Source organism: Gardnerella sp. DNF01180P, assembly GCF_049244205.1.
GTDB classification, from domain to species: Bacteria; Actinomycetota; Actinomycetes; order Actinomycetales; family Bifidobacteriaceae; genus Bifidobacterium; species Bifidobacterium swidsinskii.
Genome location: NZ_CP058386.1, coordinates 1,566,691 through 1,582,030 on the forward strand (window position 1 = coordinate 1,566,691; position 15,340 = coordinate 1,582,030).

The 15,340-nt window shown below is 43.1% G+C and carries 13 protein-coding genes and 1 pseudogene; 2 read left to right on the forward strand and 12 right to left on the reverse strand.

The features are described 5' to 3' along the window. Positions 1–108 precede the first annotated feature (108 nt). Both groES and HXT40_RS06425 read right to left on the reverse strand, forming a co-directional pair. On the reverse strand, positions 109–402 hold the full coding sequence (groES, locus tag HXT40_RS06420; RefSeq protein ID WP_004114319.1) for a co-chaperone GroES: 294 nt from the start codon (positions 400–402) through the stop codon (positions 109–111). Positions 403–574: 172 nt separating this feature from the next. After that, positions 575–1,657 carry a hypothetical protein gene (locus HXT40_RS06425; protein ID WP_416091016.1) on the reverse strand — a complete coding sequence of 361 codons (1,083 nt, stop codon included), beginning with the start codon at positions 1,655–1,657 and terminating at the stop codon, positions 575–577. A 309-nt stretch (positions 1,658–1,966) separates the two neighbouring features. Here HXT40_RS06425 and HXT40_RS06430 point away from each other — a divergent pair, with 309 nt between their 5' ends. Continuing rightward, complete coding sequence (locus HXT40_RS06430) at positions 1,967–2,143, forward strand: FmdB family zinc ribbon protein (protein ID WP_004574103.1); 177 nt, start codon at positions 1,967–1,969, stop codon at positions 2,141–2,143. A 112-nt stretch (positions 2,144–2,255) separates the two neighbouring features. Further along, entirely contained in the window at positions 2,256–3,035 is a 780-nt protein-coding gene (locus tag HXT40_RS06435; RefSeq protein ID WP_416090941.1) for a hypothetical protein, read from the forward strand. Between the two features lie 131 nt (positions 3,036–3,166). Here the strand turns inward: HXT40_RS06435 and HXT40_RS06440 are convergent, their stop codons facing one another. The 10 genes and pseudogenes from HXT40_RS06440 to pstC all read right to left on the reverse strand — a co-directional run bounded on the left by HXT40_RS06440 (position 3,167) and on the right by pstC (position 15,243). Then, positions 3,167–3,370 (reverse strand): hypothetical protein, encoded by a 204-nt coding sequence (locus HXT40_RS06440; protein WP_076002614.1) that lies wholly within the window; start codon positions 3,368–3,370, stop codon positions 3,167–3,169. Then, positions 3,367–7,125 carry a helicase gene (locus HXT40_RS06445; RefSeq protein WP_410310958.1) on the reverse strand — a complete coding sequence of 1,253 codons (3,759 nt, stop codon included), beginning with the start codon at positions 7,123–7,125 and terminating at the stop codon, positions 3,367–3,369. Before HXT40_RS06445 ends, HXT40_RS06440 begins: the two co-directional genes overlap by 4 nt. A 17-nt stretch (positions 7,126–7,142) precedes the next feature. Further along, positions 7,143–8,474 (reverse strand): FHA domain-containing protein, encoded by a 1,332-nt coding sequence (locus tag HXT40_RS06450; protein ID WP_116440337.1) that lies wholly within the window; start codon positions 8,472–8,474, stop codon positions 7,143–7,145. A gap of 553 nt (positions 8,475–9,027) precedes the next feature. Further along, a pseudogene (locus tag HXT40_RS06455) lies at positions 9,028–9,201 on the reverse strand (peptidase); the annotation flags it as partial. A 150-nt stretch (positions 9,202–9,351) separates the two neighbouring features. Then, complete coding sequence (rplL, locus tag HXT40_RS06460; protein ID WP_004105575.1) at positions 9,352–9,732, reverse strand: 50S ribosomal protein L7/L12; 381 nt, start codon at positions 9,730–9,732, stop codon at positions 9,352–9,354. Positions 9,733–9,829: 97 nt separating this feature from the next. Next, positions 9,830–10,351 carry a 50S ribosomal protein L10 gene (gene rplJ, locus HXT40_RS06465; protein WP_004109752.1) on the reverse strand — a complete coding sequence of 174 codons (522 nt, stop codon included), beginning with the start codon at positions 10,349–10,351 and terminating at the stop codon, positions 9,830–9,832. 390 nt (positions 10,352–10,741) lie between these two features. Next, a complete protein-coding gene (locus HXT40_RS06470) occupies positions 10,742–12,136 on the reverse strand; it encodes an NCS2 family permease (protein ID WP_012913808.1) in 1,395 nt (464 codons plus the stop codon). A 253-nt stretch (positions 12,137–12,389) separates the two neighbouring features. Further along, positions 12,390–13,169: a phosphate ABC transporter ATP-binding protein PstB gene (pstB, locus tag HXT40_RS06475; RefSeq protein ID WP_004109757.1), complete on the reverse strand. Its 780-nt coding sequence runs from the start codon at positions 13,167–13,169 to the stop codon at positions 12,390–12,392. A gap of 88 nt (positions 13,170–13,257) precedes the next feature. After that, a complete protein-coding gene (gene pstA / locus HXT40_RS06480; protein WP_012913807.1) occupies positions 13,258–14,295 on the reverse strand; it encodes a phosphate ABC transporter permease PstA in 1,038 nt (345 codons plus the stop codon). After that, positions 14,296–15,243: a phosphate ABC transporter permease subunit PstC gene (gene pstC / locus HXT40_RS06485; protein ID WP_076003130.1), complete on the reverse strand. Its 948-nt coding sequence runs from the start codon at positions 15,241–15,243 to the stop codon at positions 14,296–14,298. Positions 15,244–15,340: the final 97 nt, after the last annotated feature.

A 15,340-nucleotide genomic window follows, 5' to 3' on the forward strand; every position in this document is an offset into this window, starting at 1 on the left:
GCCTATCTAAATATTCCACAGACATTCTTACGTACCGCAATAAAAAACGCTGGGAACAACGTTTCCGTCATTTCCAGCGTAAGTTTTATTGTTTCAACCGGCTAAATACTAGCCAAGAATTGCAAGCACATCGCGAGAAGACACGATTAAGTAGTCCTCACCTTCATAATGCACTTCAGTTCCGCCGTACTTGGAATAAAGAACCTTGTCTCCAACCTTAACATCCATAGGAATGCGCTCGCCCTTATCGTCGCGACGACCAGGACCTACGGCAAGAACTTCACCCTGCTGTGGCTTTTCCTTGGCATTATCTGGAATATACAAGCCAGAAGCAGTCTGAGTTTCCGCTTGAGCTTGCTTAACAATAATCTTATCCTCCAACGGTGTGAGCTTAATCGACACTGTTGCCACCCCTTTCATAAGAGATACTATTTCGTACGCAAGAAACAATCCGACGAGGCTGACGATCACGTCCGCAACCGCACTTACGTTCTATGCCTCATAATACCGCGAATTTAGCACTCTAACAACTCGAGTGCTAATCTTTTAAGAAAATTTTTAGAAAACTCTTAAATCATGCATTTCGACGAGCAAGAACATCATGCAAATTTGCCACGCCGAGTGAGTCTTCAGAACTCTCTGGAGCATCCACTTCGCTTACTTTTTCTTTTTCGTGGAACTGAGAAGAGTTTGTAGCAGCAAAATTAGCAGCGTCATCGGCATTATCAACATTAGCAACTGGTACAGCTTTAACTACTTGCTTAGTTGACTTAATTTCCAAACTTTCTGGAGTACGAGATGCTAAATTAGCATTACCTGAATCAGACTTAGTTTGTGAATCAAGCGAGAACGAAATTAAATCTTGATTAGACTGATAGTTTTGCTCCGAAGCCACAAAAGCGTTAGAAGAATCGTATGCGTCTTTCTTTTCCACCTCAACGATATTAGACTCTTTAGATTCAGATTCTTCTTTATACAAACGCTCACGCAACGCTGCATTGCGCTCTTGCTCCGCACGATGTAACGCAACACGAATTTCGCTCTGCTCCATAACCGAAGTTTCAGTATTGTCACGAGACGCATCATTTCGAACAGGCACTACAGTCTGAGATACAGAATATTCAGCACTGTCGTTTTGAGAAATCGCATCACTACTGTTGATTTCTCCATTAAAATCAGAATCAGATGCAGAAGAATAATCTTTCAACTGGCGTATAACAGCACTATTATGGCGTTCGCACAGCTCATCCTCAGCTTTGCATTTCGAAGCAGCGCGCATTGTTGCAATACGCACCTCCCAAGCACGAGCATGCTTAGAAGCACGAGCTCCAAAATAAAGCACTACTGCCAACATAGCTCCAGGAATAAGAGCAAAAACTGGAGAAAATATACCAGAGCATCCTGCTAAGAATACGACAAAAGTCAAGGCAGCAAGCGCAACTACCAACACACAACGACGGCGTATTGCAGCACGCCTAGCAGCGCGAATGCGCGCAATATATTCAGGAGTTAATGTTCGTTTTTGTTGTGTCGGTTGCATACAAGCCCCTTTTGCCAACATACTAGTACCGTCGCAAATGCGCGCAGTACTCCACTCACCTACAAGATGAAGTGTTGGTGAAAACCTATCCTCGCGATGTTCAAGCATAGACTTCATGCCGTTAACCGTGCGTTTAGGCAACCACCCGAACCATAAGGCTACGAGGATGACTAATACGAGTACCGCACTCACCGATTCATAACCCATAAGTATTAATATAAAGAAGTCATAGGATGTGTAGCAACATAAACATTTCGGCGTGTCGCCAAAATGTGGGATTATTGCGCGCGACATCACACAATATGCTGTGCCGCAATCATTCACTAAGCAAATTTAACACCTATAATAACTGTCATAGTATGTACTAGGATATGTGAAGGAACAGTAAGTTTCTACTTACGTGCTCGTGTAACTTCGGAGGGACTTTTGCCTACTTATCATTATCGTTGCAAGCAATGCGGATACGATTTTTCAGAACATCAATCATTTTCAGATGACCCTATTACCATTTGCCCTCAGTGCGGAAAAGATGCAGTGCACAAAGTGTACTCTGCTCCTCCAATCAACTTTAAAGGCAAAGGCTTTTATCGAACCGATAAATGATTTTGTAAAATTATAAATATTAATTATTGTTTAAATATTGCGCGCTAATAGGTTTTATCCACAGCGCGCAATTTTTCTTGCTCTTGCATTTTTTATATTTCAAAATACAGGTATGAGCATAAATTTTTCTTTATTTAAATCTCAAAATAACGCAAAAAATAGTGCGTTATTGCAGCGAAGGCAACGCGCTTTCATGCGGAAAATCATTATTGTGCTATGTGCTGGAATGATGGCTTTACTCGTTGTGTCAACTATTATTGACTCACAAGAAACTCAAGTTATAGCAGTAGCTAAACACAATATTCAGCAAGGTTCACGCGTTAGCGTAAACGATATTGCATATGTTCGAGTGCCTAAACATAAAGTATTTAATCAAGCGCTATCTAATAATATAAGCGCGAATGCTTCTATTATTGCAACATGCGAAATACGTAAAGGCATGCCAATTTTGCAAACACTATTGAGTAAAATTCCGCGCATTCCAGAAGGATTCACTTCTATTACCATTCATTTAGCTAGTGCAGATCACACACTGCTTCCTGGCGAAAAAATTGATCTAGCTTTTAGCAAGCCGGTACAAGATGAAGAAATTTCTAACTCTAAAAATGCAGAAAGTCACAACAACGAAAAATCTAAAAGCAGCACTATAGAAAATAACGATAAAAACAAAAACCAGGATATTGAAGAAAACAATATTGCAGAAATTGACGAACGCTATGTTAGCGTAGTTCATAATGTTACGGTAATGCAAATAACTCAAAGCACCCAAGTTTCACAAAATCAGCAAAATACTACCACTCTTGCTATGCCTGCCGCAGATGCGTTGCGATTATTACAAGCTCAGTCTGCAAACCCCTCTTTGGCAATTGTTGCCATGAAATTGTCACAATGAGATTGCCGTCATGGAATACGTACACGATTAGTAGAAATCAGCGGTAATTATTAGCAATTAGCGATAATGACCAGTCAGCAACAAGCAGCAACAAGAATAAATCATTCTGCTACTTCTCGCGTATTTCAAGCTCAACTAACACGCTCGGAAAACACCGCCCAGTGAGGCGGCAATTCGCTTAAAATACGATTATCGTCGTCTTGATTACGCTGTTGCAAAGTAAGCTCGTCAGAAGGCTCGAGTTTAACGCCATCTGCATCAAAAAGCTCCGAGCCTTCACGAACAACCCTAACTGACCTGCGGGGAGATCTTCTATTGGGATCGTATTTACTCATTCGTTGTCACCATACAATTCCCCGAGACGAGAAACAACACGGTCAACCTCTTTTTCAGGATTGACAAAAGCTCCAACGCTCCACACTGTCATAACTGACCAGCCCAAGGATTCCAAATCCTGAATAATCATGCGATGACGTTCACGAGTTGATTGCACGCTCATAAATTGCGCATCATCCGTAAGCACAGCAACAGCAAATGACTTGTCCGCAAGTCCAACTACTAGAGGAATTCTAACGCCATTATCGAAGCCATAGTTGACTGCAACTTTTAATCCACGCGAGCGAATACGCTCAGCTAAATCAGTAAATAGCACATTTCTTTGTGCAGCTTCTGCAGCAATTTGCGCTTCAACATCGTTGGCATCTTCTGGACGAAGCGGCTTATCACTTAACTTCTCAGCCCATTGCAAAAGGTTCTTCAAAAGCTTTGGACCATCTTGGTGCAAACGCTCATCTTCCATATCTTTAGATGTAAACGCACTAACAATATCTAGATGACGACGAGCTAGAGCCAAAGCGTCAAGAAGCATACTGCTTCCACCTTCTTCTTCAAGCAATCCAAACTGCTGAAGAAGTCTGCCATGAGATGTTTTTGCATAGCAAAGCGACATAATTACATCTGTTGCTATTGCTCCAGAAGCTTCATTAACGCCCAAAAGTCTCACATGTCGCAAGAATCTAGCCATGTTTTCGTCTTTAATAGACAAAGACTTCAACTCTGCTCCTAAACGACTGCGGAACACGTTTGTCAACGTAACTACGACAAGCACATAGCTTGAAGGAACAACCGTAAACGTATTCGCACGCTGACGAATAAGCTCAACTACTTCATCAATTTCACGCTGGCTGCTTTCAATAAGCCCAGAAGACATTACTGGAACTCCAGTTGCTTCAATTTGATGCAAACGAACTTTACCTTGCAAACGTTCAACAGGAACGTCATGACGCAACTTTCCGTAACCATGTTCTTCCAAGAATCGCGCTAAACGAAGCGAGCGCCTTGTTGCTCTAGAAACTACTGTTACAGATGGTAGTAATGAAATAAGCGAACGCAAACTTTCAGAACTTACTGTTTGCTTATGCGCTAAAACTACTACTTGACGAGCACGAGACAAAATAGATAGCAACTCAATATTTGATATATGAGATGCCGAATCAATTATTACAGTATCTGCAATAGGTCTCAACGGAGTCATCATAGTAAGAGTAGATGGCATAGCTACAAGTATTGGTTTCGCAGCCAACACAAGTTCCGCATAATTGCGCAATAATTTATTAAAAGTAATTCCAGAACGGTTTCCTGCAAGCATAGTATGTAACTGATTAGCTTCTTGCGTGTGCGAGAACAATAAATCGCACAAATGCCTCATAGCTTCTTGCTGAACCATTGGACCGATTGAACGCACATGTTCTGTATCAACTTGCACGAACCGATCAGAGACATCTTGCATTGCGGAGCCATCTTGGTGAGAAATAATTGCAGAAGAATTAACGATATCTTCAAAAACAGTAGTCCACCAAGCCAATTGCAACTCACCGTCAATTGCATTACCTGTAACGTTGCGACGACGCAAATCGCTAACTAAATCAGATAAGCCCGCTTTGCTGAACTCACGCTCCAAATTGCAACGACCAGGGAGAGTATCTAGAGATGCTCTGTCGTCATGCAAATCTTGCAAACGAGCTTCAAGCTGCGCAAATTCAATATTTTCAAGATCTGCGCCCTTAAGAGTTGTTGCTAACACTGCATCAAGAGCAACTAAATGCCTTGCTAATAATTCTTGAGTATTTACAATATCATCCAATTTTGGCGGCAAAACAGGCCATCCGCCGTGAGGCACGAAAGTACGCCACTGAGCTGCTTGCTGCGCAACAATCTTTAATGCCTCATGCAAATCATCGACTTTAGCTCCAACTCTTAGCAAGCTGCGCGCTTCTCGAACATGATGTCTACGTTCCCAGAAGCCCATAATTGTGCCTTCGGCTTTACGCTGAACTTTCGGCTTACTCGCTTCAATCATTGCATCTAAATCGCGCTCAAAAATTTCAGGCTGGAATACGTCAAGTACACGTCGCAAATTTTTGAGAACTGTAACTTGACGACTCCACTCACGAGCTGTTGTTGGCACAGGGAAACCACAGCTTTGCACAGTGCTTTTAACTTGTTCTCGAGTTGCTGGAAGAAGCTTAAGAAGCACGTCTACAACACGCTGATATACAGATATAGCTTCATTTTCGTCAAATATCGACGCGCCAAACCAAGGAGTATCTTCAGGATTTATCCTAAACTCTCCAAGCTCATCGGCTTGGTGGAATTTTTTCGACCACTCTTCAATATGACCGGTCATGGCGTGCGCTGCAGAAACATCTAAACGCACATGCGTAGACGGATGGGTTGGAAACATTGCAATTGCTGCAAGATTCTGGATTGTTTGATATGCAGATACTCCCCAAGTTTCGTTGATACCATGAAGATCGCCTAAATAACGAGTAAGGCGAGAACGCACTCCAACCAACTCATCTGCAACCTGCTCAAATCGTGAAGTCGCAATACTATGTCTAGCACCAACTGCTGCAATCAACTGCGCATCGACATGCTTAGCAATATGACCATCCGCAACGTCTAATGCTAATGAGGAAATTTCATGCGTATTCAACGTGTAACGGAAACGCCTCTGCTGCTCAACAACATTAGGCACATACAACACAGAATGTCCTGCAATCACAGAACGAGAAGCAATCGCAGCAGCAATCGCAGCTGAATCTGAGCCCGAATCAATATCCACGAACAGAGAATTTCCAGAAGCAACAAGCTCCGCTGCATAACGCACAACGTTATCTACTTCACCAACTTCGCATTCGCTATGAGGATCTGCGTCGAAAGGACTATATTCTAGCTTATTTGCAGACTGAAGCTTATGAATAGCTCGATCATCGCCAGCCATAGCGTCAATCATCGCATTTCCAACATTGCCAGATTGCAAAGCGTTAATAATTTGTTCACTTTCTGCTACAAAACGCGAACCAGCATCTGTAAAGCAGCCAAGTATAATATCGCGCTCAATATCAAAATCTGTAAAAGCTGAGCGAGCTTGCTTACAAATAGCATCAAACACTACAGAAGTTTCTGGCGTTCCACTTTCATATTGAGATCCGTCGAATAAAACATCTTCCCTAAGTTGAACACCACGCTCACTTAAACGCGACACAAGCGAATTGTTCAGCCCAACACTTCCAGAGAAATAAATAGTGGCGGAGGTCTCATCTTGATTAGTGTCACGAACAACTTTCACAGGATACGTAAGAACAGGCACATGGTTGCCATTCCACGATGCAACACCAACTATTAAAGAAAGTTCGGAAACGCCACTTTCATGTGCTTTTGCGTCTCTATCTTCAAAAACTCGATCTAGCCTTCGCCCAGCAGCTCGCAACATTCCAGCGTCTCGGAATAAAGATTTTAATGTTACTTTTCCGCTTGCAAAAAGTTGCGCAATTCCGGAAGGATGAGCATGCGTCAACTCTAATTGTGCAGCAAGTTGCGTTATATCTTCTAGTGGAGAAGGAGATAGCTGAGCCTGATATTGCTGCTTCCACCCAACTATATGTTGTAAAGCGTTAGTACGAGCGCTGTTGGTATTGTTAGAGCCAGATTTTTCTAAAGAATCATCTTCTGACGTAGTATTTTCAACTACTGTATCAGTAAAAACTTGCTCTGCCGAATCCTGCTCCACATTGTTTGTATCACTCATATTCCCACCCTACTTGCTTACTGTTCAATAGCTTTGCGATATGCACTATAACCGCTGTTTCTAGCTAGTGCAGCATCTACTTCAGAATTACCTTGAGCTGCGAGCCACGCGTATAAGTCATCATATAACCCAGTGTTTGCAGCCAAAAACGGAAGCAACTGCGAATATTGCGCCATCTCAAATTGCTTTGAAAAATCACTACTTTCTTCAGCTTCTTTTGACGTAAATCCGCCGGCTTCCACTACATTTTCTTGAGAGTCAAATTCGCCTTTTGATACTTTTTCAAATACGGAGCCTGGCTCAAATGCAGGTGTGTACTCCGCATCAGAATTGTTAATATCGAGATTATTAGAGTCGAGATTTGTAGTACCGAGATTCGTAGAGCCAAAACTGTTAATATCGAGATTATTAGAACCTGTATTTGCACCATTAAAAGCTGAAGTATTGGCAATATTTTCAGCAAAAGTTTCAGTTGAATTTAATGGAGATACTAGAAATTCTTGAGAACTTTCGTTTTGCAATACATTTGTTTCCGGATTAACTGGCGTAACCGGAGAAACCTGAGCAACTGAATCAGCTTGATCAACTGCAGAAACCGAAGAAATCACAGAATCTTGTTGCGAAGGTTCTTCTTTAGTTGAACTTTCTTGCTGAATCGCTTGCGCATCTGCAAATAAATTACGCGGCTCTACAGGAGCCTCCTGCTGTTCTCGCATAACAGGCAAAGTTACATCATGATTGATTGGAGCAACATCTGTTTGCGAATCATCATTGAGCTGAGTATGATTCTGCATGCCTTGTTTCCAAGACAATCCAGGATGCGAAACTGATTGAGCATGGAAAACACCTGTTGGCTCACCAGCGCGCAAATCAAGAATTTGATCTACTGATAAATCTGAAGCTGCAGGCTCATCATGCGATTCATCTGTAGCATAAGAGAACAGATTACGCACTGCGTTATCTTTTTCAACTTCAGCAGATTCTTCTTCTACACGCACAAAATCAACAGGAACATCACCGAATTGCATGCGCATTAAGTTATCTGGAAGCTGAAAATCAACATCAGGCTCTAGACGCAGCAAATCACCATTTGCGCTGACTAAATATGTACCGTTAGTTGAATGCAAATCTCGTATTGTTGCCACGCCTCGCATGTCTACAATTAGCAGCGCATGCCTCTTTGACATAGAACGTTTATTATCCACTATGTCGACGCGCGCGAAACCATCTTCACGCAACGGGCGTATAGGCTTTCGACCAATCTCTACAGACTGACCTGCACCCACACGTGCCTGCTCGACACCACCAACTGTAATCATCCAGCGCTGCACGGTTTGTCGCTCACTCACGTGATCTGCTCCCTTCAAAAAACACACTACTTACTATTGTGTCATGCTTTGTGTATATTGCGCTAGTATTTGTTGATTTTAAGCATAAAAATATCACATATTCATATTTGAAGATTTTACAAGAAAATTTATAAGGAATTTTACTAGAACTTTTGCAAAGAATTTTATTTGCAATAATTTTTAAAATCTTTATGCAAATGGAAATAACAAAAGGCTCGGAAGAAACTTCCGAGCCTCGAAACTTGCGATATTACCAACCGTCCCTAGCGGAAAGCAACAACGCAAAGTGCTCAGCATTAATCGGTTAACGAAGCCTGAATCAATAGTAAAAAAGGAAATTTGGCAAACCATATCAACAAGCAAACGCAAACCAATTAATTGCTGTATAAAACTAAAAGATCTACACAGCGTGCAGAGCACAAAATTTTTTACAAAAGCACTTAGTCTAGCGCACCTTTCAGCACACTAGACTAAGTAATTCACAGTAAAACCGACTCAACGATCAACCAATAAGCTAAAGCCCAAATGATTCATCACTGAATCAGATTTCAGCTTAGTGACGGATCTTGCGAAGAGCAGCACCCATGCCAGCAAGCACAGAAGCAGCAACAGCAGCCAAAGCTACAGCAGCACCGGTCTTAGCCAATGGAGCAGCCTTCTTCTCGGAAGACTTCTTAGCTTCAGACTTCTTATCAGACTTCTTTGCGGCAGCCTTGTCATCAACCTTCGCATAACACGCGCGGCAGAAACTTTACGCGCAAGTAAAGAAAAGGTCGCAGCGCAACAAAAAAGGCGGCAGGAATAATCCTACCGCCTAATTTTCACTATGCACGCACGCATAAAACTGCGTTATGCGCAAAGCAACAAAAAGTTAGAACTACTTAAGTTCAACGGAAGCGCCAGCCTCTTCGAGGGCAGCCTTAGCCTTCTCAGCGTCTTCCTTCTTAGCCTTCTCGAGAACAGCCTTTGGAGCGCCGTCCACGAGAGCCTTAGCTTCAGCCAAGCCGAGGCTGGTCAAAGCACGCACAGCCTTGATGACTGCAATCTTCTTATCGCCAGCAGCGGTGAGAACGACGTCAAACTCGTCCTTCTCTTCCTCAGCAGCACCAGCAGCAGCTGGAGCAGCGGCAACAGCGGCTACAGGAGCAGCAGCTTCGACATCAAACTTATCTTCGAATGCCTTGACGAACTCAGAGAGCTCAACGAGGGTCATTTCACCGAAAGCTTCAAGAAGCTCTTCGTTAGTGAGCTTAGCCATAATTGGCTTCCTTTCTTACTTGGCCGGGCATACCTTATGCCTTACGACCATAACATTTTTATATTTGGTTGGTCTCATGCAGCAAGCTGCAAGGGAATCAAGCGGCCTTTTCCTGCTTCTCGCGCAAAGCGTCGATTGTACGAACTGCCTTGGTTGGCAATGCGTTGAACAGGTAAGCGGCCTTGGACATGGTGCCCTTGAGCGCGCCGGCCATTTCGGAAAGCAACTGTGGGCGCGACTTCAAGTCGGCGAGCTGCTTTGCACCTTCGGCATCGTAAACGGTTCCATCTGCGAAACCGCCCTTAATGACGAGGGCTTTATTCTCTTTGGCAAAATCACGCAAGGTCTTAGCAGCCTCAATGAAATCACCCTTAACGAAGGTGACTGCAGTTGGACCGGCGAGAAGCTCGTCGAGACCTTCAATGCCCGCTTCCTTAGCAGCAATACGAGCAAGCGTGTTCTTAGCCACAGAGTAGGAAGTATCGCGGCCTAGCTTTTCGCGCAGAGTAGAAATCTGCGGAACGGTAAGCCCGCGGTACTCGGTGAGGTAGATAGCGTCTGCATTACGGAAAAGTTTCGTAAGCTCGGCAACTACCGCTTCCTTTTCGGGCCTCTTCATGGCGTTCCTTCCTAAATTGGCCGTAGGTGAAAGAAATGCATCAAGCGTAATAAACAGGGCAATAAAAAAAGCCCTGCGCACTGGCAGAGCAACATAAGAAACACTAAAATGTGCTTAAATTTTCGACTCATAACGAAATTCGCTATAAATCATCGCTCAACCTGTGCTGGCCTGACACATCAATTTCAGGAATTTTTAATTCCGCCAACGGTCTGTGGTTTACGTTGGGTAAGTCTAATACGCCGTTAGGACAATGTCAAGAGAAATACTATAGAAATAAAAAAGAGGGCATGTAATTTACATACCCTCGAATTTTTTAATTTTTACTTTTATATTTTATGTTTCACAAGTTCACTACTTGCAAAATGCGCCTTACATTAAATGCACATTTTACAGCACTGCATTAGCAACGAAATCAAGCAAGAACAGCAAGGAAACAATCCAAAGCATTGGATGAACTTCCTTAGCACGCTTCTTGCAAGTCATAACTAAGCAGTACATGATGAAGCCTGCAGCGATGCCGTAAGAAATGGAGTAAGAGAACGCCATAAATACGGCAGCAAAGAATGCAGGAATTGCTTCGGAAATATCGTCCCAAGCAATTTCCTTCAAGGAGCTTGCCATCATGCAACCAACAACAACAAGCACGCCTGCAGTTGCTGCAGCAGGAACTGCAGAAGCAAAAGGCGCAAGAACAATAGAAAGCGCGAAGCAAATAGATACAACTACGGAAGTCAAACCAGTGCGACCACCGGCACCAATACCAGCAGCAGATTCTACATAAGTAGTGGTGTTAGAAGTACCGCAAATTGCGCCAACAGAAGTAGCAATAGAATCAGCAAACAATGCGCGATCCATCTTGGAGCTAAATCCGGAGCCGTTTTCAAGAGCCTTTTCGTCAGCCTCAGAGAAGATACCTGTACGACGGCCAGTACCAATAAAGGTGCCGAGAGTGTCAAAAGTATCCGACATTGAGAATGCGAAAATAGTTACCAACACAAGCGGCAAACGAGCAGGATCAGCAAACAAAGATGCAAAACCCTTATCGCTAAAAATAGCACCGAAAGTAGTTGGAAGCTGAGCAAAAGCATCAGTAACAGACACTGCATTGTTCAAAGAAGTCAATCCCAAAGGAATACCAATTAAAGAAGTTGCAATAATTGTAATAAGCAAGCTTGCGCGAACTTTAAGAACTGTAAGAACAATAGCAAAAAGAAGTCCAATAAGGAATAACCAAAGCACAGGGTTATTCATAACAGCAAGACCTGGAATAGCAGCAGTTGGTTTACTCTTTGCAGCGGCGGCAGGATCCTTGGAAGTAAAAGTAATCAAGCCAACACTCATCATGCCCACATAGGCCACAAATAAACCAATGCCACCGCCGATTGCTTGTTGAAGCGAAGTCGGGATGGCACGAATAATCATTTTACGAATTTTAGTAACGGTAATAATAATGTTAATTAAACCGCACAAGAACACCATGCACATGGCCTCTTGCCAAGTAAAATGCAGGCCGAAGCAAACTGTGTAAGTAAAGAATGCGTTAAGACCCATGCCAGCAGCCTGTGCGTAAGGTACGTTAGCAAACAAGCCCATAACAAGGGTACCAATGATTGCTGCGATGATTGTAGCGAGGAAAACGCCACCTTTAGGCATGCCAGTTTGGCTTAAAATCATTGGATTTACGACGATAATATACGACATTGCGAAGAATGTAGTGAGACCTGCAGTGATCTCCGTTGATACATTCGTGCCGTTTTCTTTGAGATGGAAGAACTTTTCCATATACTCTCTGTTCCTTGGTTTACAAGCGCAAAAGACCAGAAAAGCGCGGCGAAAGCACTTGAGCAATCGCGTACGCAATTACATTTGGGCATTCACGCAGAGGTTACTGCGACTCGTCGAATGAACGAAAGCATCACAAAATCTCACATAAAATTATGAAAATTGCGAAACCTTTGAACAACCGAACAGCTCTGACCTTACGCGCACGTGCTGACCAAGGAAATACACCGAAATCAAAGAAGTATATAACAACTCAGCCAAAACGACCGGAAATATAACGCTCAGCTTCAGCGTTGCGCGGATTGTTGAACATAGTAGTTGTGTCTGCAAAGTATTCCAAATGCCCCGGCTGACCTACAGCTTTCAAATTAAAGAATGCCGTGTAATCCGCAACACGCGCAGCCTGCTGCATGTTGTGAGTCACAATCACAATCGTGTAGTCACGCTTAAGCTCATTAATCAAATCTTCTACAGCCAATGTAGAAATAGGGTCAAGAGCTGAGCAAGGCTCATCCATAAGTAAAACTTGCGGATGCACAGCCACAGCCCTAGCAATGCAAAGTCGCTGCTGCTGACCGCCAGAAAGACCAATACCCGGCTTATCTAAGCGATCCTTAACTTCATTCCACAAGTTCGCGCCTCGTAAAGCCCACTCAACTAAATCGTCAGCATCACTCTTAGCAATTTTGCGATTATTCAAACGAACTCCAGCGAGCACGTTTTCTCGAATAGACATTGTTGGGAAAGGATTTGGACGCTGGAAAACCATGCCAACATCGCGGCGGACAGCCACAGGATCCACGTCTTTACCGTATAAATCGCGGCCTTCAAGAAGCACTTGACCTTCTACTCGCGCGCCAGGAGTGATTTCGTGCATGCGGTCTAAAGTGCGCAAAACTGTTGATTTTCCACATCCGGAAGGTCCGATAAAAGCCGTCACTTTATTTGGCTCAATATTAATATTCACATCTTCTACAGCAAGAAAATCACCATAGTAAATATTAAGATGCTTCACATCAATTCGTTGACCCATTTTATGCTCACTTTCTAAAAATTTAATTCGCTTTGCTTTGCTTTATTTTGCTTTGCTTTAACTCACTTTATTTAAGATTTACTTCGCTTTATTTCGCCTTTACAGAAAACACTCGAGCTACAACTCGCCCCAAAATATTTAGCAACAACACCAACACAATAAGCGTTAAAGCTGCAGCCCACGAGCGCTCCATTGGAATTGACGTTACGCAAGAAGCCGGCGCATTAGCTGGACAATTCGCAGAAAGTTTGGAATATTCTTGGTAAACATACACCGGCAAAGTCGTCATTTGCCCATCAAATAAATTGAGATTCGTGGAAGCAATAAAGCCTGAAGCCATAAGAAGTGGTGCAGTTTCGCCAATAACGCGCGCAACCGCAAGAATACAGCCAGACACAATTCCCGGAAGAGCAGTGCGCAAAACGATTTTTGTAATTGTGCGCTGCTGAGTAACTCCCAAAGCAAGAGACGCTTCGCGCAAATCGTTAGGCACGATTTTTAGCATTTCTTGAGAAGACTTCACAACTGTTGGAATCATAAGAAGAGAAAGAGCCACAGATCCTTCAAAACCATTGATTGTGCCAGGACCAGCAAGAAGAGCAAACATAGAAAATGCAAACAATCCAGCAACAATAGACGGAATACCACTCATAACGTCAACAAGCAGATTAATTATGCGCGAAATTTTGTTTCCGCGAGCATACTCAACCAAATAAACAGCACACATTAAACCAATCGGAATTGAAATAACCATAGCTCCTAGCGTTATTTCAAGAGTTCCAATAATCGCGTGCAAAATTCCGCCGTAACCGCCAGTTCCAGTAGCATTTCCGCCCACAACGTAAGTCATGTTATGAGTGAGAAAATCAAAATTTAAACGCTTAATACCATTGATAATGGTTGTTAAAAGCAAAGAAATAAGCGGAATAAGTGCCACAACAAAAGACAAGAAAATCAGCACGCGCATAAGCATGTCTTTACGTTTGCGCGCAGCTATGTGTGAGCGAGTTGGGCGGAATTTGTTGAAGTCAATAACCGGAGCCGCAGAATTTTCTGCGCGATTTTCTACGCAATTTTCTGCGAAGACTTCAGCACCTTCGTTAGATTTATTAATTTGATGCTCCATTTATGCGCCCGCCTTTCCGGTAATTTTGCGAGCAATAAAGTTGACTGCAAAAGAAATAACGAACAAAACTAAGCCGGTTGCAATAAGCGCACTTACGCCAAGTCCGTTCGCTTCCGGATACTGCGCTGCAATATTTGCGGCAATAGTTTGATTTTGAGAAGCCTTGAAAATATTGATACCAAAAGTAAATCCAGGAGACAAAATCATCAAAACTGCCATCGTTTCACCCAAAGCACGGCCCAGCCCAAGCATAGAAGCCGACACAATACCAGACTTTGCAAACGGCAAAACAGCTAACTTAATCATCTCCCACTTCGTAGCGCCGAGCGCAAGCGCACCTTCCTGCTGCAAGCGAGGAGCCTGCTGGAAAATATCGCGAGCCATAGAAGTAATAATCGGCAAAATCATCACAGCCAAAACTAATGCAACCGTAGCAGCAGAACGAGAAGGATTAGCCGCCGGACCAGAAAATAGCGGAATCCAGCCAAAAAGTTTAGAAACCCAATCCCAGAAAGGATACATAGCTGGAACCAAAACCAATCCGCCCCACAAACCATAGATTACGGACGGAATCGCAGCAAGCAAATCAATTACTCCACTCAAAAGCGGAACAATTTTTTTAGGCGCATAATACGAAATAAACAGAGCAATACCAATTGCCACAAAAAATGCGAACAGCAGTGCGAGCGCAGACATAAGCACTGTGCCAAAAATAAGCGGAGCCACATAGCTTATAAAATCATGCGCTTTACCACCAGTAAAATCAGCAAACACATGACTTACTTGATCGTGATTTCCACTTAATAACGGCAAAGCACGAAACAGCAGAAATACTGCAACTGCTGTAAGAACAAGCAAAATTAGCATGCCACAGCCTGCAGCCACGCCTTTAAAAAGACGGTCCGCAAGATGAGTGCCAACATAATTTTTGCTATTGCTCTCAGAAATTTGAGCAGTTTCGTTTGCACTATTCGCGACTGCTTTCGCATTTTTCGTAGAACTCAATCATTCTCCTTTATAACCGATACGTTCATAATATCAGTTT

What these genes read in the sequence shown, in the direction of transcription:
- HXT40_RS06425 (WP_416091016.1), bottom strand. Translation starts at nt 1,657, where the DNA reads ATGAAGTCTATGCTTGAACATCGCGAGGATAGGTTTTCACCAACACTT.
- HXT40_RS06435 (WP_416090941.1), top strand. Translation starts at nt 2,256, where the DNA reads ATGAGCATAAATTTTTCTTTATTTAAATCTCAAAATAACGCAAAAAAT.
- HXT40_RS06440 (WP_076002614.1), bottom strand. Translation starts at nt 3,370, where the DNA reads ATGAGTAAATACGATCCCAATAGAAGATCTCCCCGCAGGTCAGTTAGG.
- HXT40_RS06445 (WP_410310958.1), bottom strand. Translation starts at nt 7,125, where the DNA reads ATGAGTGATACAAACAATGTGGAGCAGGATTCGGCAGAGCAAGTTTTT.
- rplL (WP_004105575.1), bottom strand. Translation starts at nt 9,732, where the DNA reads ATGGCTAAGCTCACTAACGAAGAGCTTCTTGAAGCTTTCGGTGAAATG.
- rplJ (WP_004109752.1), bottom strand. Translation starts at nt 10,351, where the DNA reads ATGAAGAGGCCCGAAAAGGAAGCGGTAGTTGCCGAGCTTACGAAACTT.
- HXT40_RS06470 (WP_012913808.1), bottom strand. Translation starts at nt 12,136, where the DNA reads ATGGAAAAGTTCTTCCATCTCAAAGAAAACGGCACGAATGTATCAACG.
- pstB (WP_004109757.1), bottom strand. Translation starts at nt 13,169, where the DNA reads ATGGGTCAACGAATTGATGTGAAGCATCTTAATATTTACTATGGTGAT.
- pstA (WP_012913807.1), bottom strand. Translation starts at nt 14,295, where the DNA reads ATGGAGCATCAAATTAATAAATCTAACGAAGGTGCTGAAGTCTTCGCA.